This is a genomic window from Paenibacillus sp. Cedars (genome assembly GCF_003184205.1).
GTDB lineage: Bacteria > Bacillota > Bacilli > Paenibacillales > Paenibacillaceae > Paenibacillus_AQ > Paenibacillus_AQ glucanolyticus.
The window spans coordinates 122262-145844 of record NZ_CP020864.1 but is presented as its reverse complement, the minus strand read 5'-3'; the positions used below and the strand labels follow the sequence as shown (position 1 = coordinate 145844).

24 protein-coding genes are annotated in these 23583 nt (G+C 43.3%); 2 read left to right on the top strand and 22 right to left on the bottom strand.

Annotated features, from left to right (window positions below; genetic code table 11):
• Window positions 1–124: 124 nt before the first annotated feature.
• Complete coding sequence (locus B9D94_RS00700) at window positions 125–673, top strand: hypothetical protein (RefSeq protein ID WP_148246150.1); 549 nt, start codon at window positions 125–127, stop codon at window positions 671–673.
• A gap of 60 nt (window positions 674–733) precedes the next feature.
• On the opposite strand, the gene B9D94_RS00695 is transcribed toward B9D94_RS00700, so the two are convergent.
• From B9D94_RS00695 to B9D94_RS00670, 6 genes are all read right to left on the bottom strand, one after another.
• Complete coding sequence (locus B9D94_RS00695) at window positions 734–2470, bottom strand: DNA cytosine methyltransferase (protein WP_148246149.1); 1737 nt, start codon at window positions 2468–2470, stop codon at window positions 734–736.
• Window positions 2471–2593: 123 nt separating this feature from the next.
• Window positions 2594–2794, bottom strand: a complete 201-nt coding sequence (locus B9D94_RS00690; protein WP_148246148.1) for a hypothetical protein — start codon at window positions 2792–2794, stop codon at window positions 2594–2596.
• A 44-nt stretch (window positions 2795–2838) separates the two neighbouring features.
• Window positions 2839–3411: a hypothetical protein gene (locus B9D94_RS00685; RefSeq protein ID WP_148246147.1), complete on the bottom strand. Its 573-nt coding sequence runs from the start codon at window positions 3409–3411 to the stop codon at window positions 2839–2841.
• A 36-nt stretch (window positions 3412–3447) separates the two neighbouring features.
• Window positions 3448–4221: a DNA adenine methylase gene (locus B9D94_RS00680; protein ID WP_148246146.1), complete on the bottom strand. Its 774-nt coding sequence runs from the start codon at window positions 4219–4221 to the stop codon at window positions 3448–3450.
• Window positions 4222–4517: 296 nt separating this feature from the next.
• Window positions 4518–5414: a hypothetical protein gene (locus B9D94_RS00675; RefSeq protein WP_148246145.1), complete on the bottom strand. Its 897-nt coding sequence runs from the start codon at window positions 5412–5414 to the stop codon at window positions 4518–4520.
• Between the two features lie 7 nt (window positions 5415–5421).
• On the bottom strand, window positions 5422–6114 hold the full coding sequence (locus B9D94_RS00670) for an XF1762 family protein (RefSeq protein WP_148246144.1): 693 nt from the start codon (window positions 6112–6114) through the stop codon (window positions 5422–5424).
• A 333-nt stretch (window positions 6115–6447) separates the two neighbouring features.
• Here B9D94_RS00670 and B9D94_RS00665 point away from each other — a divergent pair, with 333 nt between their 5' ends.
• Window positions 6448–7590: a hypothetical protein gene (locus tag B9D94_RS00665; RefSeq protein WP_148246143.1), complete on the top strand. Its 1143-nt coding sequence runs from the start codon at window positions 6448–6450 to the stop codon at window positions 7588–7590.
• 973 nt (window positions 7591–8563) lie between these two features.
• On the opposite strand, the gene B9D94_RS30805 is transcribed toward B9D94_RS00665, so the two are convergent.
• The 16 genes from B9D94_RS30805 to B9D94_RS00590 form a co-directional block, all read right to left on the bottom strand.
• Window positions 8564–8722, bottom strand: coding sequence for a hypothetical protein (locus B9D94_RS30805; protein ID WP_172963871.1), 159 nt, complete (start codon window positions 8720–8722; stop codon window positions 8564–8566).
• Window positions 8685–9809 (bottom strand): hypothetical protein, encoded by a 1125-nt coding sequence (locus tag B9D94_RS00660; RefSeq protein WP_148246142.1) that lies wholly within the window; start codon window positions 9807–9809, stop codon window positions 8685–8687. The genes B9D94_RS30805 and B9D94_RS00660 overlap by 38 nt, the downstream gene beginning before the upstream one ends.
• Before the next feature lie 60 nt (window positions 9810–9869).
• Window positions 9870–10997 (bottom strand): hypothetical protein, encoded by a 1128-nt coding sequence (locus B9D94_RS00655; protein WP_148246141.1) that lies wholly within the window; start codon window positions 10995–10997, stop codon window positions 9870–9872.
• A gap of 9 nt (window positions 10998–11006) precedes the next feature.
• Complete coding sequence (locus B9D94_RS00650) at window positions 11007–11531, bottom strand: BC1872 family protein (RefSeq protein ID WP_148246140.1); 525 nt, start codon at window positions 11529–11531, stop codon at window positions 11007–11009.
• A 122-nt stretch (window positions 11532–11653) separates the two neighbouring features.
• Window positions 11654–12121 carry a hypothetical protein gene (locus B9D94_RS00645; RefSeq protein WP_148246139.1) on the bottom strand — a complete coding sequence of 156 codons (468 nt, stop codon included), beginning with the start codon at window positions 12119–12121 and terminating at the stop codon, window positions 11654–11656.
• Between the two features lie 171 nt (window positions 12122–12292).
• A complete protein-coding gene (gene radC / locus B9D94_RS00640) occupies window positions 12293–13006 on the bottom strand; it encodes a RadC family protein (RefSeq protein WP_148246138.1) in 714 nt (237 codons plus the stop codon).
• A gap of 282 nt (window positions 13007–13288) precedes the next feature.
• A complete protein-coding gene (locus tag B9D94_RS00635; RefSeq protein WP_253805976.1) occupies window positions 13289–13852 on the bottom strand; it encodes a hypothetical protein in 564 nt (187 codons plus the stop codon).
• A 3-nt stretch (window positions 13853–13855) separates the two neighbouring features.
• Window positions 13856–14200: a hypothetical protein gene (locus B9D94_RS00630; RefSeq protein WP_119851418.1), complete on the bottom strand. Its 345-nt coding sequence runs from the start codon at window positions 14198–14200 to the stop codon at window positions 13856–13858.
• A gap of 15 nt (window positions 14201–14215) precedes the next feature.
• Window positions 14216–14476, bottom strand: coding sequence for a hypothetical protein (locus tag B9D94_RS00625; protein ID WP_244235592.1), 261 nt, complete (start codon window positions 14474–14476; stop codon window positions 14216–14218).
• Window positions 14477–14553: 77 nt separating this feature from the next.
• Window positions 14554–14748 carry a hypothetical protein gene (locus B9D94_RS00620; RefSeq protein ID WP_148246137.1) on the bottom strand — a complete coding sequence of 65 codons (195 nt, stop codon included), beginning with the start codon at window positions 14746–14748 and terminating at the stop codon, window positions 14554–14556.
• A gap of 235 nt (window positions 14749–14983) precedes the next feature.
• The gene (locus B9D94_RS00615; RefSeq protein WP_253805975.1) at window positions 14984–15217 is read right to left on the bottom strand and encodes a hypothetical protein; all 234 of its coding nucleotides are present in this window, start codon (window positions 15215–15217) and stop codon (window positions 14984–14986) included.
• Window positions 15218–15322: 105 nt separating this feature from the next.
• Entirely contained in the window at window positions 15323–15715 is a 393-nt protein-coding gene (locus tag B9D94_RS00610; RefSeq protein ID WP_148246135.1) for a DUF4258 domain-containing protein, read from the bottom strand.
• Between the two features lie 265 nt (window positions 15716–15980).
• Window positions 15981–16379 carry a hypothetical protein gene (locus B9D94_RS00605; RefSeq protein ID WP_148246134.1) on the bottom strand — a complete coding sequence of 133 codons (399 nt, stop codon included), beginning with the start codon at window positions 16377–16379 and terminating at the stop codon, window positions 15981–15983.
• Window positions 16379–18214 (bottom strand): glucosaminidase domain-containing protein, encoded by a 1836-nt coding sequence (locus tag B9D94_RS00600; protein WP_253805974.1) that lies wholly within the window; start codon window positions 18212–18214, stop codon window positions 16379–16381. The genes B9D94_RS00605 and B9D94_RS00600 overlap by 1 nt, the downstream gene beginning before the upstream one ends.
• An 18-nt stretch (window positions 18215–18232) precedes the next feature.
• Entirely contained in the window at window positions 18233–20935 is a 2703-nt protein-coding gene (locus B9D94_RS00595) for a CD3337/EF1877 family mobilome membrane protein (protein WP_148246133.1), read from the bottom strand.
• Window positions 20910–23555, bottom strand: a complete 2646-nt coding sequence (locus B9D94_RS00590) for an ATP-binding protein (RefSeq protein WP_148246132.1) — start codon at window positions 23553–23555, stop codon at window positions 20910–20912. The genes B9D94_RS00595 and B9D94_RS00590 overlap by 26 nt, the downstream gene beginning before the upstream one ends.
• Between the last annotated feature and the right edge of the window lie 28 nt (window positions 23556–23583).

The following is a 23583-nucleotide window of genomic DNA, read 5'->3' as shown; positions in this document are numbered from 1 at the left end:
CATATTATGAAAGGCATATTGAAGCAACATTGGTAACGTAAAGGATCCTTAGATTATTAATGTGAAGAATAAATCCTTAATTATGTGGATAAACATATGAATAGATCATCACTTGGAGGTATTCATGAGAAGGAAAGATGAATGGAGCTATGAAGACGACCTATTACTAGCCCAAACAGTTTTAGAACACATAGAGAATGGTAAAACTCAACTCAAGGCATTTGAAGAGGTAGCATTAAGGATGAAGCGCACCCCAGCAGCATGTGGTTTTCGTTGGAACAGTACTGTAAGGAAAAAATTCGATAAGCAGATTAAATCAGCTAAATTGAAAAGTAAATCTGAAAAGAAGAACCTTCGAAAAAGCATTGTATCAACTATCACTCACGGTAAGGATCTTCTTACAGAATCTCAACAATCCGTTTCTCCGTTTGATCCACTTATTGAGACTCTTACTATGTTGAAGCGGGAGTATGAAAGAATGAGGGAAACAATCGATGACTTAACGAAGCAAGTTTCTCATCTCACACTACAAGTTGAGAACCATGAATCGGCCAAGTCTCTTGTATCAGGATCTCCGTCAGAAGATATGCAAAACTTAATGCAAATTATAAGGAGAGCTGAGCAATTAGGAATGTTTGAAAAAAATGTACCAAAAGAAAAACCTGCCGGTTAAAGGCAGGTTTTTTGAGTGATTAAGTGCTCCCGTCGCCCTCTCGATTCGATCAGGAACATCTTAATGAACAATGGCTTCAGGCAGTTGTTCAGATTCTTGACGAACCCAAACTGCCTCATAACTGAGTGTAAAGCCGGCATCTACAGAAGCTGCCATCAAGGCTACGAGGAACGTAGTTCCCATTGCTTTAGCTGCTTCTGGAGGAACGGCATTCCCTATATACTCCCTTGCCTTTGCATCGCTGCAGCCAGTAAGTTGAAAAGGCAAGCCGTTAGGAAGTCTAGCTGGGAAAGATTGAAGCATAGCTAGTTCGAACGTTGTAAGAGGACGATGCCACGTACCATCTTCTGCAATAATTAGATACACCCCTCGATCCTGATCCGCAGGAAAAATGCTTCCTTTTTCCGAAACCTCAGCATTCGGAGATAAAGTGTTTCGCGGATCCGAAACGCTCGCTGCAGACTGCATAATTCGATTTGCGGATCGAACAGTTTTTGCGGTATCATCCCATCGCTGTATGACATAGCTATCGGGGTGCAGATTGGTTTTACAACGTGGATCCGAAAACGCCAAGGCCCCGCTTCCGAACCGCGTTCCAGTTACACACGGGGAGGGTTCATCTGATCGAACGACCTGGTAAACGTCAGGGTGTCTCCCCTTACGTTCTTTTAGCCGCGGATCATTCACGCAAACGGCACCATTATTTGGTCCCACAGCCCCTGTTACGGTTTGGGATGACTCATTCCATCGAGATATTCGGTAAATGGAACGATGAGTGCTATTTTCGTTCAAGCCCATCCGGGGGTCCGACACCGCTGTAGCCCCATTACTTCGTCCGGGACCAGCTCCACCTGTTACCGTTCGTGCAATATCGTTCCAATCTTCGACTGCCCAGGCTCCTCTCCGAGGCTCGTGTTCAATGCGATAGTTCCACCAATCCAACTGATTCAGATCTCTCCAATCCCCGCCAGCGGGGATCAGGGCTAGCCGCATCCATGTCTTCCACTCAAGCTTTGGAAGGCGATGAAGCGGGCCACCTGCGAGGGTATCACCTGGTAATGGCAAAGCATCAAGAACTTCACCAATCGTTTTTAACGGCTTCCGCGGCGGCTGGTATACAAAGTTATTCATACGCTGTTCATTTCTTGCTATTAATAAGTACCGCTTTCTCCGTTCTCCCAGGCCACCTAGCTCTCCACAATCATGGGTATTATCACTCGAAAGATACCCAAAAGACTTCAGCATCTTTTTAATCCGATCGAGAATGTTTTTCCCTCTGGTCATGATTCTTGGGACATTCTCTAAGAGGATTAGAGCAGGTAGATTGCCACCATACTCGAGGCAGGCTCTAAGTGCGATTTCAAGTCCACGAATTGTTAACTCATTGAGTGCTTGATATTTCTTTGTTTTTGCAGACTTCTCAGGCAGAAGCCCTGAGAACCCTTTACAGGGAGGGGATGTAAAGATAACATCGGGCACTTCCCATCCGAATGCATCCCAAAGATCGCCTGGAGTAGCCTCGTGCCAATTTTCCGGCGGCTCCTGTCCGTGAAAATCGATGTATTGTTCTCTTGAAAACAAATCCATGCAAACAGCTTTACTGCCGGTGATCATCTCATAATTTTGGCATACCACAGGGTCAGAATCTATGCTGCAGAGCGTTCGAAAACGTCCTACATACCCCATATAATCCCCGCGGGCTTGAGCAAAACCAAGCGAACCGCCGCCGGCGCCGCCAAATAAATGAGCCACAGTGTGTTCCGTTTTAACTTTTGGTTTATTTACACAAACGACCATCTTTATTCCTCCTGCTCCTCCCCGTCTGCACTGGGGAGGAAATTGATGTCCCCAGTGCAGAGGGTTAAAGCATTCGATGTATTGGTTTGGTCTTATACCGTGAACAGTCTTCCTGTCTCTCTCTTACCCCAGACAATAGGCATATTCGGCGATGTCTTTCCGGGATACTTTACCACCGAAGACACCGTATTTGGCCTTCTGAATATTTCTGAGGGCAGCATGCTCCTCTAGTGTTCCGCGTTTATCGCGGACGTTGACAGCCGGATTGAATGAAGGCCGAATTCCGGCATTAAAAGCTTTGATTGCTGTATTGGAAATCTTCAAATGAATCTCTCCTCTCTTTTGCTCCTCCGTAATAGTCGGGCGTTTCACAAGATGCTGGCCGTGATCTCCGAAATTCGTTGGATGTCCGGTTGTGCTTCTTTGTAGAGGTTCGAAATGGCTAAATACTGCTTAGCGGATATCCGTTTTACCTCACTCCAGTTTGTTTCTAAAGTCGACGTAGCTCGATCATTGATCTCGTCCATCACTTCAAGTGTACCTGGTTGATCCCTTATGACTTTGTAGATAAAACCCCGTTCAACTTCTTTACCATCGTTCAACGCCATCACGTAAACGTCGGTGCTGCCTCGGTCCAACCAGACAATTTCATTTCCTAGGGTGTTGAAGAAGTCCTCAACTCTCATCTCGCCATCGAAAGGATAAGACCAAATGTAGACTTCGGATTCCGGATCACCCGGAATGACCGAAGTTAAATGAAGATAGCCCGTTTCCGTCGTAAGCTCCGATTTGCCATCCTTCTCCAACCCGTGTTTCGTTAAATAATGCTTGGTTTGGTCACTGCAAATTCTCACGAAACGATGGAAATCAAAGTCGGAATACACTTTTTCTATAAGTCCTTCGTCCACAAGGACGCAATTAAACAATCGTTGTTCTATCATTTCAGGTTGCCTCCTTTCCTTCTATATCGCTCCAAATTAAAAAAACGAAATCTGCTGTTCAGAACGTTTTGGAACGTAGTTCATGAACAAATATTCCGTCTCCACCCTGCGTTTTTGGCCAAGCGACGCCTTTACGACGGCACCGACCTTCGCTTCTATGGTCACATAATTCCATTCTTTATATAGCTCAAGTACAAGCGGGTCACCATAGTAGGTGACGAGACACTTACCTTCGATATATTTGAGAATTTCGGCAAGCTCTGCATGATCCTCTTCTCGGAATCCACCTTTATAGCAATTCTCGCGACCAACATAAGGCGGATCAACAAAAAAGAAAACATCCGGACCGTCATAACGCTTAATGATTTCTCGAAAGTCTAAGCATTCTATCATGACGTTTCGAAAACGCTTCTCCAATGCATCCAATTTGGCAATCGAGGATTGATAATCGGCTGCCGCATTTTTAACTTTCCCAGCGCGCCAACCGCTCGGTTGATTTGGCATGGGGATGATGCTTTGTCTCAGCAGATAGAAATACCGGACTGCTCGCTCATAGGGATCCTTTGGCATTTCTTCCCGAAGCCATGTTTCGTATAAATAACGACTTGTCGGTAAAGAAGCTAAGTCTTCCAACAGTTTCTCTTTTTGTTTCCGCAGAACCATGTAAAAATTGACGAGGTCTCCGTCCTTATCATTGAATACTTCGACCTTACTAGGCTGCTCTCGCGCGATGGTCATGTTTGCAGCTCCACCGAACAGATCAACCCAACAATAATGATCTGGTAGATAAGGAATAATAGACCGTGCCAACTTAACTTAGCCTCCGAAATATCTCAACCCAGACTGTACTACAGTTCCATTCAACGCCATCATCCATCTCTCCTATTTTCCGAAGTCGGTTTATCGATTCGGAAATAGGCAGGACTCTCTCTGTCCTCTTACGTTACCTCGATTAGAGAAGCGTAAGTGCTACTTATCCCGATAGGGAGCTCGCAGAAGGGGGCTACAATGAACCGCAAAACGGGAAAATACCCGCTCCTTCATTCACACCTGAAATTAGAGAGTATGGGGGCGCCTTCTTCTCTTCGTCATCATAACTTCTCCTACTATTTAAGAAGTGCGATTTGCATACGCTGCAGTGCAGCAAAAACATTGTTTTCAGCCATCAAAGCGTAATTGTGTTTGATCAAGTACAACCTTAATTTTGCTACACTCTGGCCGAACTTGCTCTTAAAGTGCTCAAAATCAGCATGACAATGAAGCTCCGCTAAGGATTGTATAGACTCCAGGAAGCGGGTTAGATCGCCAGTGATATCCTCTCTCTCCATAATGACTTTAAAAGCCTCATATGCTTTGTTCGCATCCTTTTTCTTTTGTCGATAGCTGCCGATCAGTTTTTTCAGTTCCTCCAAGTTGGCCTCAATGCCATACAAATGAGCTCTGTTCTCGAACTGATCAATCAGTTTACTTGCTTCAATTGGTGACTGGAATTGAATCAAAGACGACACTATCATTTTCTCTCGTTCTATTTCCTTGAGTCTGATCCGGGTAAGCTCGTCCTCAATCAACTCCGCGTACCATGATGGCTTTGCTCCAAGCGGTACTCCGTCGCCGTAAACGCGATATTCGATCCCATTTGCATTGAATAGTTGCTTTAACGGGTCGGATATTGTTTTACCGGTATGGATCTCCACGAAGGGAAGCGGGTGAATCTGTTGAATAAAGGCTACGATCTTCTCCGCAAATGCCACACATTCATCTTTGCGTGGGTGCCATTTCTGGACAGGGTACGGCTCAACGAGCTCCTGGTACTTGAAAATGCGCTGCCCAAATACGCTTAGAAAGAAAATGTTCTCTTGCGGAAAATTACGAACCTCCATATACCGAATGATGTTATTGACCCAGCGGCTGCGCGATCCTTGATAGAACGTAAAAGCCGGCATCGAACTAGTTTGCCGGGATGATGATTCTGTGATCAGGGCAATTCGGTTCAAAACAATCACTCTTTCTTTATTTCTCCTCGCAAGTTCGAAGGTCCATAACCAAAATCTTCTTTGGCCCCGTAGGATGACGATCTTGTCGTTTACTGCGATGGCTCCGCCAACTCCCCCCTGGGCTTATTCCATCGAATCGGAATCCTGCTGCTCGTAGTGAGGCTCCCGCTTCTTCTTCCAGCGTGTAAGTAATGAGGGAGTGGTATCCCATTTCCTTTGCTACTCGTGCAGCAGCTGCATATAACTTACTACAGACGTTTTTGTAGGCACGATGGACGCATAAACGGGTAACTTCTAGCGTCTGACCGTTATCTCGGAAGCGGGACACGTGCCGGCCGGCAGTAAGGACACCAACTAAGCTACGTCCATTGCTGAAGCCAAGCGCAAATTTCATACCTTGTGGAGCTGGATGATGGCGATGATACATGCCAATGAAGTTATATGCTTCTTTAAAATTCACTGGCACTGGAACCAATTCGAATTTCCTCCAATCCGGATAAAGACATTTCATGTACCGGGTCGCTTGTTTACGGCTATGGGCTGAGTCCCATAAGACGTCAAATCCTTCGTTCATTAACTCCCAGCGCAGAGAATCTGCACTGTCCAACTCCTCATCTGAAAGCACCATGTACCGCTTCAAATCTTCATTTACGAATACCCAATAAAATTGTTCGTGCTTTCTTGATGAAGTTGAAGTGATGTGACTCAATTTTCTTCCTTCCTCCTTTTTTGCACAAAAAAAGAAGACGCAAAAAAAGCGTACGTATCCCGTACACTTTTACGTCTCCTTTGAGTGCAAATCATTTTTAAGCAGCTAGTTGACTGCTGACCCTTCCTCGCCGAAACTGACGGCAAGGAAAATAAAAAAACTTAAGTAATATCAGTATTATATCGCATATTTGTTCCTGGTGTAAATCTTAGGTGCATCCATCAGATAAATATACATGCATAAATGGTTCTTAAGGAACATTCCAATATTACCCATGTTAGAATATATTAGGTTTATTCAATTAAATCTATTAATGGGAGTGTGTGTTAATTTATGAACATTAAGAAAATTGTTGTACTAGGTATTATCGCATCAATGGTTTCGATTCTACCTACCAGCGCTTTTGCAGAAACTAAAACTTGGACCAATCCTAATAATTATGTATGGAAACCTGATTCCGGATCAATGTCTGCCTATAAGTACACATCGAACGGTAAAAACTACATACATGCTGATATAAACTTTAAATATGGTAGTTCTCAAAGGACAAGCATTATCAATTCAGGATACTATCCAACTGTTGAAATAAAAGTGGATGGGGGTAATCCAAAACTACAAGGATTGTCATACTCTACAACGATGCCAGATCCCAAGTCAGATTATGATTCTTGTTATTATAGTACATTTAGTGCAATTTGCGAAATAGAAGTTGCTTCTAAATCCCCGAGCAGTATCGCCGCCAGTACAAATTACTATTTGGGTACTGAATGGGGCTATTACCCCTCATATAACACTGGAGCACCATACCTTATTTCTTGGGGATCTCCAAGCAGAGAACCTAAAACATGGGAATGTGCTATAGGTCAATGTGAACTGAATACAGTTGATGAAAGTCTTGCAAAATCATTACAAGGATTTTACGATTATCAAATTTCAGGAAGTACAACTGGTCTCCTAGAAAGCAGTATAACTGCTCTTGAAGAGGAGTATGTAGAGGAACAGCAGGGATCAAGAAATGAATCTGTGGAACAAGCAGTTATACCAACTGAATATGTAACAATGAATGCAAGGGATACTTTGGATATGTATGCTGAAAAGAAGAAAAACCAGGTCAAAGAGATTGACGATGAAGAACTTCTTGATTTCACATTAACTTTTAAAGAAGAAGAGCTAGATGATCTGAAAATTAAGAACTATGCTAAAGATATTCAAGAATTAATTGTTCACGGTAGAGGGTATAATAGTAATGGTGAACGTGTCACCTTCGGAGTTTTTGCTGTAGATGATGAAACATTAAACAGTGTAAAATCTAACCCTAATTATCAGTTCAGAGGATATACTGAAATTTCTGGTAAAGCCAAAGGAAGTGAACTTAAAAAGTTACTGAATGACAAAAACGTTTATACAGTTGAGGTGGCAAAAGACGGAACAATCCCAATGGGCTTGTTCTGGAAACTTGAAAATACAACAAAATAAATAGGATGATAGGAACTGCTCATTAGAGTTGGTTCCTATCTTCTTTATATGTATAATATTTTTGGAGGTGTCTCATTGAAATATACTAATTCTGCTATCTCGATATTGACACTAATCGCAGGAATTATTTTTCTGATCAATGAAGTTAAGCTTAAGGCTGATTTTCAATACGCTTCTTTTATTTTTCTTTTTATGGGAGGATTTAGTCTTTTTGTTCGGAACAGATTTACTGATTTCATCATTTTCTTTATGAACTTGAGCCTAATTGTGTTATTCATGATAGATTTTATTAATAACAAGCATATGTTCTTTAATCAATTGGAATGTACGATAGTAGTAATTAGCATCCTCGTGATCATCATTTTTTTTGCCAGGTTGTTATTTAAAACAAAAGGAAATCCGCGGCCTTGATTTTGAAGACCGTTTTTTTACTGTGCATTTGAGCTAAGGGATTATGACCACACCTTTTTTCGATGTCTATCGGTATCCCAAGATGCTCCATTATCCGACGATAGTTCCAGTATTCTTCCACATATAATCGGATAGCCTCTACTTTCTTCTCAAATGGGTATTAGTTAAACGTCTGTCCTTTTTTAGCCATAGAACTCATCGGATTAACCAGGGGTTTTATCCAATGTCCATTCTAAGTGGTGCACTTCAAAGCCTCCTATGGATCTAGATTCAAAATTGAAAAAGGAAAAGGGGGTTATCGCTTTCGTTCTTCCAACCTTTTAATAGTCTCTTCTCTCTTTTTTTGATTTTCTCTGGTGATTTCGTCTTGAGACTTAAATTTAACCTTTTTCGGCTTCGTCACAAAAGGTACGACTTTTCGATTTTGCATATTCACTGATCACCACCTATTGAATACTCTATTAGCAATCAGTTTGCCCGAATCTACTTGATCTCAAAACCAAACTATGAAAATAAAATGAAAAAGACCTTGGCATACACCAAGGTCTGGTAACTCTATTTATTAATGTTTTTCTGACGACGCAGCAGCTTCTTCCCGAACAGCCTTTAAATCGTCGAGAATCCTTAAGACTTCCTCGCGTTGGTTGCGATTTTTATCCTCGATATCTTTTTGAGACACGAAATTAATTTTCGTTGGCTCTTTGACTTTTGGCATTACCATCTTGGATTCCCTCCTTGCCTTCGATCTCTCGTTTTTGTAATAATAGACAGAACGCCTGTACGAGACGATATACTTCACGTATCTCTATAATATCATTTGATAGAGTCAGACTCAATGCCTTATCGTTGGAATCGTCAAAATGGAAGTTCCAGATCCACGTCTCCCCATAGATTTCCATACGGTAGGCTGCAACCGTCCGACCAGGGAATGGATTATTATAGGAAAATCCATCTTCTTCACTAGGAAGCATTGCAACGTATACAGCCGCAAATTTTCTGGCATTCTCTTCGGTGAGGGTGATTTCGGCAGGACTTGCGCCGGTTGTGCCTTTATCATGGATTTTTCGGATTTTATCCTCTTCCACTCGATATATCGTATAAGCACAAACAAAATCCAGTTCATAAAAGTTCATGCAATCATTGGCGTACCGGTAAAGTGATTTATTAATAGCTTTAACCAAATCGACCAAGTATCCAACAGCCCGTTCGTACCTTTCAACCTCACTCTTCAAGAAATCACGTGCAGTCCGATATTCGTCCTTCTCTGTTTGTACAGCCGCAACGTGACCTTTCGTGTATTCAATAACACTCTTTAAGTCTTCTCCATTGTTGGGGTTGAAGATCGGTATCATAAAATCATACAGACCTTCAAATGTAGGACCGTTTCTATCCAAGAAAGGTTTCCACAGCTTATATTCCAATGGCCTTTTTTCCTTAAATGCACCGATATGGAAATGAGGATCCCCCATCGTAGCCATTTTTTTTGTATGTTGAATAACAAAAATCCAATATACACCGAACAAAAGCAGAAGTGGGAGAAAAATAATCAGCCAAACTGGTATGGAGGCTAGTATTCCCCCAACTACCACCAAGGTTGGACCGATAAGCGGAGCTACAACCCCACCCAGTTTTCCAAGTGCGCCGGCTGCTTTGAACATCCCTATGTAGGATTTTAAGGGACCACTCCAAGCTTTTTTTCTCCAATCCGAAGAGTCTTGTGTTCTCGCATTACGAAAGATCGGATCAAAGGTTGCCTTTAAGTCCCCAAGAAAACTGTGATAATTGTTTTTCGTATCTTTATGCGACATCCATGTCACCACTCATTCTTTTATACTACGAACGCTTGTCCACTCTATTGTAGCGGGAGGTTAGCGAGGTGGCAATAAATCTATGCTGATTTGCATATCATCATATCGATCCTCAAGGCTAGAAAATATTCTGACGTTAAAGGCAAGCGCTTCCTCCGATGTCATCCAGATTGGCGCCCTAACCGTCCCGTGAAGAGAGAGTAGCTTACCGAATATCCGTCCGTTCAGCCAGGATGAAGCATCCGCTGAAAACCATGGGTATTGAAGTAGTAATTCCGTGGAACCTACACCAAGAGCGTGAAAATTCGCTATATCACCGAAGCGTTTGAAAATATCATCGAACAGCTGTGCACGACGCTTAAGACCAACAAAGACGGAACCGCCAATGGCAATGACCTCATAGCCTTGATCGATGTAATCCTGCAGCACGGCCAGCGAATTCTGGACATGATATACCGGAATTGGCTTTCGGCCAACTGCCCGCTCCAAATAAAGCGTATTCGCCTGTGTTGTTTCCGGATCCCCAATCTTATCGATCGTTAAAAATTGATAGATGATATCACTGTGTTGCTTCACGAACTCTGCATATTCATCCAGGTCTAGCGGTTTCACTGTTTTCCCTTTCCGCTTAGTTTCATGAAGGGTCTTCTCCCCCGGATCGAGCATGACGGATTTATAATCAAATCCCAGCTCGCGAAGGTTATCCTTCCAGGTTGCTGCCGTGTCCGATCGAACGGTAAAGTAGTTAATCAAGACGAACAAACCGCCGTTTTGTTTTACGATCCTCACATCACGTTTCCCTTTGCTGATTCCAGAGTAAATGTATCGCAATCCCTTTAAAGAAAGACGAACGCCGGCTGGCGTTCGCAGTACCTTACAGATATCGATCATAATAATCCGGATTAAAGCAGCAAGTGCGCTTGAAAACTTTTGAATCCGGATCAATTCTTTTAAGGTGATTACTCTTTGGTGAAACAGAATAGCTAGGGCTTGTCTCAGACGTTCCCGGGGAATACGATTCGCTTCGTTCCCGCTGGATGTCTTGATGTATACGTATTTTTCAGTAACGCGTTCAATTGTATTTGCTCTGCCAGTCACCGTATGTACCTGGTAACCGGGTTTTCCGTATTTTCGGAAGAATAGCCGTTCCTTTGCCTCCGCTTTTGCCAAGAAATGAATTGTAGACATGGGCGCCTCCTATGGTAGAACACGGTTAATGGGCTGTATCATCCCGCCTTGAACCGGTTTCTCCTTTGTCAACGTGATCGCATGCCTCATTACAATGCATGACTTACACAGCGCCTGCTGCAGCTTTTTACCCGCCGCGATGTAGGCATCTTTAAAATAAACCATCCAAAACAATCCGGCTGCGGAGCCGCATGGTTGAATGGATACTTTGTCGGGAATGAGAAAGAACTCAAATAAATAATGAGCGGTCGTCAAGCACTCTGTTGGCTTAAAGTCTTCAACCCGCAATATCTCAGCAGCTTCAGTAATATACAAGCCTGCATTTTCCCCGCTACCGAGGGTCCATCCCATAACTTCGGTTGCGATGTAATGATTCTGGTCTTCAGGACACATGTGGTCCCAACGACGAAGCAATGGTTCAAGCTCCAGCCGAACCTTTCTCAAAGTATCTACCGTTAAGTTTTTTAAACCTTCACCATGTAAATGATTGATCATGTTTTGCCCGTTTGATTGCGGAGGAAAACCCTCCCACAACCGTAGGGTCTCCCTCCTTTTATGATGAGCCGATTTCTACTGACTCAAAGACTATACTGTTCCCCAGGAATCGAGGCACGATGCTGCTTCCTGTTCACAGTCACTGATTATTTATTGCAGAGTTATGCTGACTTTCGTATGGTTTGGCCGTACATTCTACGTGCCTCAGCAAGCACTGCTATCTCCTGTGCCCAGTGATCTTTACCGAGGGATCCCCAACAATGGCTGATTTGGTACTGTCGCTTTAAATGTAGAGAGATCGCCTCTGCGTTCCAACGGCTGGTCAGTACAGACTCACAGCATTGGTATAAGTCGTAATTGCCCACTTCTTCCTTAAAGACTCGTTTCACCGTATACACATTTACGTATTGAAACATGAACAGAAGCGGGGCTGCCTTGATGAACCACGCAGCAGCCGTACGGATCGCCAGTAACTGTCTCTTTCCAAATGTCCTGGCCCTGTCCATGAAGTCCTGAATTCCTGTTGTCCAAGGTGAAGGGAATGAAACATCTGTCTCAAGAAAATCTTGATTCTCTGAGAGCTCCATCTCCTCTAGATACTCAAATAAATCGATTTGCTCATATTGCATGAATATCCCTCCCTAACCCTCATCCCTGCGGAAAGAGGGTTACAATCTTTATCCCATAACAAAAAGGGACGAGCTTCAAAGCCCCTCCCTTTTCATTCTAAGTAACAATAGTTGCACTCAGCGCGCCCATCTTATGCAGTTTAAAGCCGGATATCTCAACAACGGATTCAATCAGCATAAAGATTCCGACAAGCCTGTTTCCCTTGGAACTGGGAATGTGCCGTGTTCTTGAAAACTGTAGTATTTATCGCCACCAATAATGATATGGTCCATCACCTCAATACCAACAATGATGCCCACCTCAGCCAACCGTTGAGTAATCATGATGTCCTCAGGGCTAGGGTCCGGTATTCCGCTTGGATGGTTATGGGCAAATATAACGTTTGCTGCCCCTTTACGGATCGCCCCTTTGAATATCTCTCTTGGGTGTGCAATGGAGGCATCTAGACTACCCACAGAAATGGTCTCACGACCAATCATATGGTTTTTGGCATTCAGATAGATCGTGACGAAATGTTCACGGTCCAAATATTTAAGATCCTGAAGGACGTCTTTCACATCTTCAGGACTTCGAATTATTAATTCATCTTTTATAATTGGAGCATTCATTCGTTTAGCCAATTCAAAAACCGACATCAACTGAAAACTCTGCTTTTCATCCAGACCGAACAGGACAGATAATTCAAATTCGGATAGCGTGCCCAGATGGGACAATCCATTCTGTAGAATATCGTCCACCATGGCTGAGATGGATCGGTCTCTTACAATCGGTTCCAGGATAACCGTCAGTAAATCTTTTGCAGAGAGACGGCCGGCGTCACACGAATGAAAATAGACGTTTTTCGCTTCCCTAACTGCCGATTCATTTAAAATAGAAATTGACATATTAAATGCACCTCCCGCTCTAGCGTGACAAAAGTTTACCGATAACAGTATACTTTTTCATTTGTGCCCGGCGGTTGTACATCCATTGTAGTTTATAAAGGTTCACCTTGTTATTCATCTTTAATCGCCCTTACCGCAACTGAGGGTATACACCCCCGCCAAAGTTGCAGCAGAGGGGCTCCCTCCTTACGATAATGGTATTTTTATGGCTCCCTGGGCAGACGCCTAAGCGTACCCATCACTTAAGCCGATTCAATGGATCCGGCTTGATCAAAATTTCTATTACCCCACGTTCAGATCAAGGCAGATCTGATCGTCTGGACGATGATGCCCAAGTAAATTATGTTTCAGTTCATCAATCCATAATGAAAAATGATTATGCGGAATTGATTTCCGGATATCGCTGTTTCTAACCTCAAAGTAATAATGATCAAGGATAGGATAGAACGAAAATCGGATCTGTTTTTCTGATTTCACCCAAATGTTAGGGACGCTTTCATAAAAGCCAAATAAAGGTGGTTTAAAATCAGAAGTCGCAACTTTAACTTGTAGCCAGTTGACCGTTATCGGAATATGACTATTGACTGTAAAAAACCAATCGCTTATCAGGCGCTCCATTGGTCCCTTATCGACGATACCCCTTGCATTTAGCCAACGGATCCAGAAATAAGACCGATCAGGGCTATTCATCCGTACACGGGCCTCAATTTCCAGCTTATGATGGCCCACGGAGCGGGACCAGATGTTTTGCCTACCCAGTGTGAAACCTGCTAGCTGTAATATGGGAGCTACGGTTTCCAGTGGTGCGTCCGCATGCCATTTAAATGCGATACTCTGCAGCTTCATCGCTCACGCTCCAATCCGAAGGCCTTCAAAGATGATCGTTCCTAGGGGCAATACGCCACAGTATTTACGACCAGCAGCGAGGATGACGACATTCGCAACATTCATCTCCCGCTCCTGCAGCTGCTCGTTGACCAAGGAGGACCAGACGTGCAACTCACCTGAAGAAAGGGACATTACGTTCACAGGGACAATGGCACTTTGAGCTGGGAGAGGAACGATCCCCTCGCCTGTTAACGAGAATACCTCTTCTCCTAAGCAGAATGCCTTGGTCAGCAGCTCATCCATACGGGTTTCGAAACCTCCAAGATTCATGAGCAGACAGATGGGTTTACGGCTGGATAATCGCATCTCTATTACTCCTCTCTATAGCACGTCGTTGTAAACAGAATATGTGCCAATTTGAAGCGGTACATTATGTCTTACGAACAGTTCCAGAAGGGCATGTTCGTATTCATCTGCTTCATGTTCAGGCACTTCTTTACCACGGTTGCCGACAATTACTTTGATGGGGGTGGATTTGACAACATCGAAGAAAATACAAGCATCGATGCCATTCTTCTCAACGACTGCTACCCCACCGCAAATCAGGCTTCGGTTAAGCTGAATCGAAACCTTTTTAATCATCTTTATGGCCTCCTTTTGGCAACAAAAAAAGAGCGTATTAAGTCGTCGCTCTCTTTATCGCCCTTGTTTGGTTTGCATTAGGCAATTGAAGTTAACTTTGAATTGAGTCTTCGTCTCAGATTTTCCAAAGTAACTTCAACGGTACCGTATACCTTGTACTGATTGAGAAGATCGATGTATTTCTCGATCGTCTGCATGAAGTTGGCATCTTCATCACGAATGTTCGTGACAATCAGCGTCCCCCCATTTAATCGGTACTGAAATACATTCATTGTCTATTAACCCCTTTCACGATGGATCGTTATCCAAAAATCAATCGGTCTATCGTCAGGCATATCCCGATGACATAGCAAACGATTAACAACACTTTGGTCTTATCTGTACTTTTAGTCGGCACTAGAATCAAACCCTTCGTTTTTATGATCTTATAAATAAAAAAAGCCCCGAGAGAATCACGCTTTTTCAACGTTAGACTCTACTCGGGACTTTTCTTTTTATGTCTCCAGGTCACGTGCTGATGTGCGGGTTGATAAAATCCAATGGTGTAAAATGCTCCTTGAGCTTGGACAACGAAACCGTTACATCACCGATAATTCCATGTTTCTCTAGCAGCATCTTATAACCATCGACAATTACACCATCAGGAACCTGTGTCAATACTTCACATTGGCATTTCCTAGCGGGAATGTCGGATACGGTTAACTTACCACCTTCATAAACTTGTGACTTTGTGGTTAACATATTTACGTACTCCCCTTTGCAACGGTCACAATGAGTCGTCATACACAACGCCTCCTTCTGACCTTATTGTATCACGGAACTTGATTTCCCCAAAAAAATTGGTGATTAATCAGTCTCGATATAAGGAAGATAACGCCTTCCAGGTGGGTAACAAGTAATCACCCTGAAATGCTTGCTCGAAAGTAATCCAACTACAATGATAAACCAATTCCCCTGAAGATCCTTACCGAGAATTAAACGGCTTGGGGTAACTAGTTTCATGGAGCGGGATGGCCTTTTTCGATTGTCTTCGCTCGAATATCCTTCAATTATTTTCCCGTTAAAGATCGCAACGGCGATATCGATTTGTGTGTATGTACGATCTTCGTACTCCTCATTGTCGAGACGATCATTTAAATAATGATCGGCGATTTCCATGATGTATCCATCGACACTTCCGTTCACGGCCTTCCGGAAACACTCTAATTCATGTGGCCAGTTTTCCTTATGGTAATCCACGTCTCTATTACCCCCCTTCTTAAAAATAGAAATAAAAAAAGCCCTGAACGCAAAAATAAAGCACACCAATACAAGGTCTGCTCCGTCCTTTTTGCATCAAGGCAATTATTTAGTGTTGTCGTATAAAGACAACATACTCCCTCTTCGCTGAAAAATAGCAGCAAAGAAAATTAATCCATTTAATCGTAATACCTTAATTATAGTCTATTAAAGGAAATGGGGCAATAGGAAGGCTGTTTATTGGCCTTATCTATTGCCCCAGATATTAACTACTAAAGAATTCGTGAATCGATCTGTATTTCGGCTGCTCTTCCATCCGATCACGGTTTAAAGTCTCCCAAAGCTCTAGCACTGCATTTTCTTCCCCATAGAGAGTGCGAACGTTTAATATCCGAAGCATTAATTGATGGATCGGATCATCTGTAGGGAATCCTCTGTGCATCTGGAAAAACACATCTTCGTGCCGGAACAGTACTAGTTGGGCAAATTCAGCTTGCTTTTCAGGTGCTGCTTTTTCAGGCATCAGGACGGCTTGAAAGAGGAGCACATCGTCGTATTGTTCACCAGCCATGAGGAACCATTGTCTTAAACCGGTGAAGGTGATTTCTAAATTCAACATAAAATATGTTTCGGTATGCAGCTGTTTAGCTAAAAGTGCATTCATTAGTATGTCCCCCTAACGTATTGGACGTGAGAAACGAATAGATCCTCATCGGTACCGCTCGAAAGAGTCACTATGATGGCGGCAGGAAGGTCTTTTACATATAGATCAGGAGATTCAGTCTCACCGTAACTACCATAGTTTACCACATTGTTGTAATTAACCGAATTTATTATCGGCTTATTAAAGGTTGGATCGATTAAATCCGTTCGAGTAACTACTTCCGTTGTTTCGGTTTTCCCCGTTTTGGGGTCAGTAACCGTAGATGTGGATCGATGCACCTGCTTCGCATAGTAGCCAAAATATTGCTGGATGCCGAAAACAAGGGTTACGTTACCATCGCCACCTACGCCTCCGCTGCTTCCTCCCCCACTACCCCCGCCAACAAACGCTACATCGTTAAACGGCTGTCCCGTTGCTGGATCGATTCCTCCATTGGCGTCAAGGGATATGAGGTTTTGACTTCGCATGATGCTCTTTAACTTATTGGCATACTGACTATCTGTAGCATAACCGGCACGCTGTAACTCGTTTGCAAAGGCGTAAGGATTGTCTTGAGCTAAGGCAAAACGATAGCGCGAGTTTCTTAAAAGAAATGCGGAATGATCGGCGAAGGATTGCTCTACACTAGAATAGGCACGAAATGATACGATGATTGTTACGATTTTGCCGCCGTACTCTTCTTTAGTTTGAGCTGAACAAGTTGGACCGGTATACCCTTTCTGTGCCTTAATACCAAAAACGTTGTTGCAAATACTTCGATTCCCATATCCGGACTCGAGCGCGGCTTGAGCAAGCGTAATACTTGCAGGAACCCCGCTTCGCCTCTCTTCAGCCTGGGCGGCGGCAGCGTACTGCATGAAAAAGGGATGTGTCAAAGAACCCAAGTTTGGAGGGACCGTGACTACGGGGGCTTCCTCCGGCGTTTCAGTATCCGTCCCCTCACCTGTTCGTGAATCACTTGTTCCAGAATGTACATTCCGTATCGTCACAGTCCCAATATCACTAAATGGCGGAGCGGGAGATTCCATATATACACCACTTAAATACATCATTTTGTCTGAAAAAAAGTCATAATCCCCGCTTTCCTTCGTCCACTTCACCTTATTGAATAGTTTGAATGCTTCTTTACTGGCTGTATCCGTTGCCTTAGACATCAACATTATGAATGGGGTAGGATCTACTGGCTCCTCACCATCCGGGATCCATTCGTAGTGTAGATGAGGGCCGGTAGACTTCCCAGTATTACCCGAAAGACCAATAATCTCCCCGCGGCGAACAGTTTGTCCGGGCTCGACGAATGCCTCACTCAAATGAAGATACCTTGTAGTTGTTGCTAGTTCAGAATCTGAACTTTTTATCGCCACGTATATGCCGGCATTGTAATTGCTTTCCGATGAGTTTCTAGACGGATAGCTTACCGTTGTTACAATACCATCAAACGAGCTGATGATCGGTGTTCCGACAGGTAAACCAAAATCAATTCCCTTGTGAAAGGCTTTTGTTCCAAAGACCGGATCTGTTCGCTCCCCAAACTCACTTGTTATGATTCTATCTAAATCACGATAATAAATTTGAGGAGGAACAACTCTTTCAGTTATAAATGCTGATGAAGCTACTACCGTTGTTGATGAGACTAACGTAGCGATTATCATAAAAAAGGCGAGCACACCTAATAGGACTGCGAGAATAATCCAAAAAATAGGGTTTTTAATAAGCAAAGGCATTGCTTTATTGAGTATTCGCCGCTTGACTTCGCCTTTGAGACGTTGTTTCATGTTCTCCTTGTTTAATCTACCACTTACGATATCGCCAATGAGAGCTTTAGAATCTTGCATGATAATTTTTTCCCCCAATTAGTCAAGCTGTCTATAAGCCCTGGTCTGCTTTCTACCGCTCTGGGCTTTATTGGCTACTGACTTTTCCATACTCCGGTTCGCTGTCGTCACTTCCGCACGATTTAATTGACCGCGAGCCTTTTTCATGATTTCAAGGGAGGCTTGCATATCATCTAGTCCACCTGATACTTCACCGGAGACCTTATTTCTTAGGTTCATAACGACTGCTGTTTTCGCGTTGGTGTCGATTTCTAAGCGCATGTCTTGTAAGTCTTCCGTTGTTATGTTGTTTTTGAGGTTTGCCCGTGAAGTTTCAATTTTGTTCTTGAGATCCGGGTTGCTGAACTTCACGTTGTTTACGGTCAACTTTGGTTCGGTCACAGGTGTCGCTGTGATTGAAGTAGGAAGCTTAATCTGCGTAGCATAATCCATCTTTCCTCCAGTTCTGATTTGAGCTGAAGGAAGCGGGGGCATGCTCTTTATAATGGTTGCGGGATTCTGTAACGGATGAGGCTGAAACTTAGGTGTTTCTTGGATCCCACCATTTTGCACAGCAACCTTTCTGAACGACTCGTTCGCTTTCAGCAGCTTCTCTTTTTGAGTTCCGTATTCAGGGATGGATTGAAAATGTGTAGCGACTGAAATTCGGCCTTTCCTGGACAGCATAGTGGTATTCACTTTATTGGTCGTATTAAGGCCTGCTTTCTTGAATCCATCATCCATGTTCTTAACAAAATCTGTATGACGCACCGGCTCGCCAGTTTCGATAGAAGTATCTACGGCTTGTTTGTACTCGGTTTTGTAGCGTTGGAAAAGTTGGACCATGACAAAATCGTCCACCGCGGTCTCCAGCTTTCGGTTTCGATTAAGTGTTTTTGCTCTATTCATTTGGTTCACAGCATGTTTAGGGCGGTTAACCATGAAAGTACTTGCCTCTCGGATCGCATTTTCATTTGAATACAAGGTTGCTGCAACCTCTTGGTCATTCATGTCCTCATTCACGCCCTGCATAAGGATTGCATTTCGCATATCCCCGCCATCAGCTTTGACAGACGATAACCGAGTCTTTTCTTCCTTCCATTCCTTGTCCAGGCCACGAAATGGATTTTTGCTTCCATTTTGTAGGTTTTCATTTACTTTTTGCACGAATGGCGAGTATTGAGGCTGGCCTCCAGTATCGTTAGATAGCTGCTCGGCAGCCTTCTTCTCCCTCTGGTATCGGAGCACCATGCTCGCAGTGGTAGCATCATTGATGTTATTATCAGCAGTACTGAGTGCAGCCGGCTTAAATGTACTAGGAACCCCTTCATGTTCCTTGCGATTGAACATACTGCTAATTTTACCCGTCGCATTACTGTACAAGGTTCTTGTTACATTACGCTGCAATGCGTCAACAACTGTAGATTTGGCGCGAGCTGGCATTGGGATATGACCTGCAGCTTTACTAAAGACATCCCCAATCTCGTTACGGTATTTGAACACCACGACAACTACGATAGCTTCTACGATCATTGCAGTAAACCAGCCGGCTCCCGCTTGATAGACTACATCATAGGATTGATGTCCAAATACAAGGGATAAACTAAGGAAGAACATCACAAAAGTGGTCATAACACAAAGACCGATTAACTTGATAAACTGCTGCTTCATGGAGTTGAATCCCGCTTCTCGACCTGGAAGAAGAGTGACAAGTAATGTTACGGCCATTACGCCGGCATGAATCAGTAGTTTCACACGATAGAAAACAGAAAGAATTGCCCAGAAGGTGAATAACCCTAGCGTAAATATTGAAAATATATAGTAGCAGACAAGGATAAGCATTTGTTCATAAGGTCTCTCACGACCAATTGCTGGGTACTTACTTTGCGCTTTCTGCAAAATCGCTTCACGTTCCTCCGAAAAAGGTGCCGTAGCGAGTACCTCATTAAGCATCTGAGGGTCTTTTTTTCGAAGCTCCGAATCATCAAACTGAAGCATGCTATATGGTCGGACAACCAGCTCATTCCATACTTGTTCGGAGATTATACCAACGCCGGCATTGGGGTCCATATTGAGTCCCGTTGCTTTGGCAAGGAGTGAATATACCAATCCCCCCATTTCGTTTCCAATACTGTTAAAGGATTTGATAATCGTGCCGGCATTTGAAAAGAACCCAAGGCAAATAACGACAGCCATTATAAAACCAACAGCGGATTGGTAACCGTCCATATAACGCCCACGAATCATATTGAACAAAATATATAGGACCGTAATGGACGCAAAAATTCCGAACAGACTTCCCCATAAACCGTTTCCTAATAAACCGTTATTCACTCCGGTTATGTTTTGAATAATGCTTTCAATGGCATCAATCAGCTGATCCATGAAAGAAAACGTAAATGCTTGATGAGCTAAGAACGTAAATAGTCGCGTGATCTGAACAAGGACGAGAAAGAAGAAGCTTAGAATATGATCATAGACTCTTACAATTCCGTCCGATGCTTTCTGGCCGATTTGCCAAAAGGATCGCTCAGGTAGAAGCGTCTGAAATGAATAATTTGTGGCCCCATACTTGTTGTAAATAGCTTCTTTATTGTTGTCGGAAGGAACCATTTCATCAATGGATGACGCTTCTACTACGGTAGGAAGAACAAGAATCAATAGAAAACAGACGACTATACCAAGCAGTACAAGAGGTTTCTTAATTTTGAGCCGACTAATCTTCGTCTGGATCTTCTTCATCAAGCTCCCCTCCTACATCACCCGCTGCAGAAAACTGCTCGTAATGTTCTTGGAACTTCTCCAGAATCGAGAACTCACTTTCTTCTTCTTGATCAGAACTCTCTTCCTCTGGCGGACGAGTATCAAAACAGTCAAATAGTCGTTGAAACACAACATCGACTGTAAGTACGCCTATACGGCCGTAGATGTCTTGCATGAGACATTGACCATTATCAAGATTTTTAATAAGGTCAATATTTTCTTGGGTGTGTTCCAGTCCGTAATAGGAGAGTGTATTTTTAATCTTTGTTGTATCAGAGTCACGGAAGGCAAACTTCATTCCAATGTTCCCTGCAAGATCTCCGGCTACATCGGTAGGATTCTGTGTTGCAATTCCAAGCCCCCCATTTAGGGAACGGCCTGTACGGATGACTCGATCTGCCATTTCTTTTCCGATTTGAGTCCGTAGGATCGCCCAGGCTTCATCCATTTCGGCTAACGTGAAAACCGAACGATCAAAATAAATAAAGGTATCCATGAAACGGCCGATCGAATACATAGTAGCAACGGACATCTTCTCAACCAGTGAATAGTTCTCTGGAGGTTTTTCGACTGGAGGCATCTTAAGATTTTGGACCTGTAAGATATTCATTGCATAGTCCAGGTTAATGGTTTTTTGCTCTCCATTGCCAAAGAGTAACTTCGCAAATGACAAGTCACTGAAACTATCGAGAACTTCAGCAACAACAGCTGCAGGCTGTCTAGTCTCTCCCATTTCACGAAGAACATCAATACATTTTTTCAGATACGGATTCGGTTCAGATGCTACTCTTGTCACAGCTTGAGAAATATAACTATATTCAACCCGGTCACTTTTCACAGAGGCTAGATAAGATAGGATGTCCATCGCTGCCTCTTTGGCGTCTTCGATGTTGTGCAACATCACGAAAGGATCGAGTTTCCCCTGGTCTTCATGAGAAGCGGATAAGGTAGCTACCTGGATCTGCCCCTTTAGTTCTGGGAGCATTTCTGGCCAATGGGATCGCTCGCCTTTGGGGTCAAAGATCAAAGTTTTTCCCCCACAGGTCGCATTGATATAACCTAACAGATTAAGCAAAACCGATTTACCGCCACCTAATGTCCCACTGATGGTGAAGGAAGGTGAGCGGTTAATTTGGCTTGCATGCCGAAGATCGACATAAACAGGCTGTTGTAATGTTCCCGTCGTACCGATATAAACTCCGATGTTGTCTCCCAGCTGCTGAGTCGCTCCAAACATTCCTGAAGCCAGAGTTTCTGGAGGGATTCGTTGAATATAATCAGAGACATAGCGAGGTGATCCAGGGATAAAATCATTGAAGAGCAGCCATTGATCCCCAGCAGGCATTTCGACGTGAATGTTACCGAAATCTCGAAAATGATCCTGCAATATTTTTGCATTGCTCTTAAGCAAATTGACATCGGTATGGAAAAGACCGAATGTAACATGTGTTATGAATGTAGGGTTTTTCCGTTTTTTATACTCATCTTCGAGGTACAGGGCCTTCTCTTGCTTTTCTGCGAGTTCAATCGGAACTGCAGCTCCAGCCTCCTGTACATTCTTTACCTGGTTATCGATATCAGTCTTTTTCTTAAGGAGCTTCTTGATTGCCTCTGGCGCTTCCAAAACTTCTACTTTGATGCTCATTTGAACTGGAAATGGGAGCGTGGCGGCACTGTAGAGCCATTCACTTCCAGGCATGTCCATATTATCTGGTAGTTCAGAAACGGTTAGGTACGTATGGTAGACAGATTGATCCTCTCCATTATGCGGCTGGCTAATTTGTAGTCGGCGGGGATGCGTGCCACAGTCAATTTCGGCTTCGGTTAAGGTAATGATCTGCCTAGAATCATACAAAAACGTATCGAGCCCACCCCGCTTCCCTTTCCTTTTCTTTGGTGACCAGGGTTTTTCTTTTGTCGAACGTAATACAGGATCGGATATTCCCCACCAGAAATTGCGTTTAATTAACCATTCTGAAGTAGCGGGAGTGCCACGTTTTACTTTTACTCGTCGTGAAATCCTATCATATATTTGCCTCTCTTTTACCATATAAGCTTGAAATTCATGTTCAAAAATCTCTGGTTCATTAAGACCGGAGATATGTTCGAAAAAACGTTTAGGATGAAGAAACAATTTTTTCACTTCGGTATACGCGGTCTCAATTTGCTCTACTAGGTCCTTATCACCGTTTTTGGGGATGTAGACAATGATATATGGACGATACTCTGCGTTGTTGGATCCTTCCGAGGTATCATAGGCTTCGCTCAAATACTCTTCAAGTCCGGTTACATACCGGTTTCCCCATTTTTTAAGCGGCCCGGAGTTTCGTTGCCTGAGGCGTTCATGATGTTTCGCAATATCATGGGCTTTAGGTAGCCAGAGTATATGGAATTGATCCGTTAACATGCTTAAAAATGAAGTTTGTGCTATCAAACGGTCTATTTTTTGTTGGTCACTTTGATGGTCATATACGAAGGGATCTAGCTCATAAATGGCCCAGACCTGCTTGTTATGGTTAAATATTAGGTTCCCTTCAAAGTAAGCGATAGGAAACTCGATGTTGATTTTGTTCGCTTTTTTTGTAGCTTCGACGCTCAATGTCCTACCCTCCTTATTAACAAAGGGA

Excerpts from the sequence above, each read along its gene's own strand:
- B9D94_RS00700 (WP_148246150.1), top strand. The coding sequence starts at position 125 with ATGAGAAGGAAAGATGAATGGAGCTATGAAGACGACCTATTACTAGCC.
- B9D94_RS00695 (WP_148246149.1), bottom strand. The coding sequence starts at position 2,470 with ATGGTCGTTTGTGTAAATAAACCAAAAGTTAAAACGGAACACACTGTG.
- B9D94_RS00685 (WP_148246147.1), bottom strand. The coding sequence starts at position 3,411 with ATGATAGAACAACGATTGTTTAATTGCGTCCTTGTGGACGAAGGACTT.
- B9D94_RS00665 (WP_148246143.1), top strand. The coding sequence starts at position 6,448 with ATGAACATTAAGAAAATTGTTGTACTAGGTATTATCGCATCAATGGTT.
- B9D94_RS30805 (WP_172963871.1), bottom strand. The coding sequence starts at position 8,722 with ATGGTAATGCCAAAAGTCAAAGAGCCAACGAAAATTAATTTCGTGTCT.
- B9D94_RS00660 (WP_148246142.1), bottom strand. The coding sequence starts at position 9,809 with ATGTCGCATAAAGATACGAAAAACAATTATCACAGTTTTCTTGGGGAC.
- B9D94_RS00655 (WP_148246141.1), bottom strand. The coding sequence starts at position 10,997 with ATGTCTACAATTCATTTCTTGGCAAAAGCGGAGGCAAAGGAACGGCTA.
- B9D94_RS00645 (WP_148246139.1), bottom strand. The coding sequence starts at position 12,121 with ATGCAATATGAGCAAATCGATTTATTTGAGTATCTAGAGGAGATGGAG.
- radC (WP_148246138.1), bottom strand. The coding sequence starts at position 13,006 with ATGTCAATTTCTATTTTAAATGAATCGGCAGTTAGGGAAGCGAAAAAC.
- B9D94_RS00635 (WP_253805976.1), bottom strand. The coding sequence starts at position 13,852 with ATGAAGCTGCAGAGTATCGCATTTAAATGGCATGCGGACGCACCACTG.
- B9D94_RS00630 (WP_119851418.1), bottom strand. The coding sequence starts at position 14,200 with ATGCGATTATCCAGCCGTAAACCCATCTGTCTGCTCATGAATCTTGGA.
- B9D94_RS00625 (WP_244235592.1), bottom strand. The coding sequence starts at position 14,476 with ATGATTAAAAAGGTTTCGATTCAGCTTAACCGAAGCCTGATTTGCGGT.
- B9D94_RS00620 (WP_148246137.1), bottom strand. The coding sequence starts at position 14,748 with ATGAATGTATTTCAGTACCGATTAAATGGGGGGACGCTGATTGTCACG.
- B9D94_RS00615 (WP_253805975.1), bottom strand. The coding sequence starts at position 15,217 with ATGTTAACCACAAAGTCACAAGTTTATGAAGGTGGTAAGTTAACCGTA.
- B9D94_RS00605 (WP_148246134.1), bottom strand. The coding sequence starts at position 16,379 with ATGAATGCACTTTTAGCTAAACAGCTGCATACCGAAACATATTTTATG.
- B9D94_RS00600 (WP_253805974.1), bottom strand. The coding sequence starts at position 18,214 with ATGCAAGATTCTAAAGCTCTCATTGGCGATATCGTAAGTGGTAGATTA.
- B9D94_RS00595 (WP_148246133.1), bottom strand. The coding sequence starts at position 20,935 with ATGAAGAAGATCCAGACGAAGATTAGTCGGCTCAAAATTAAGAAACCT.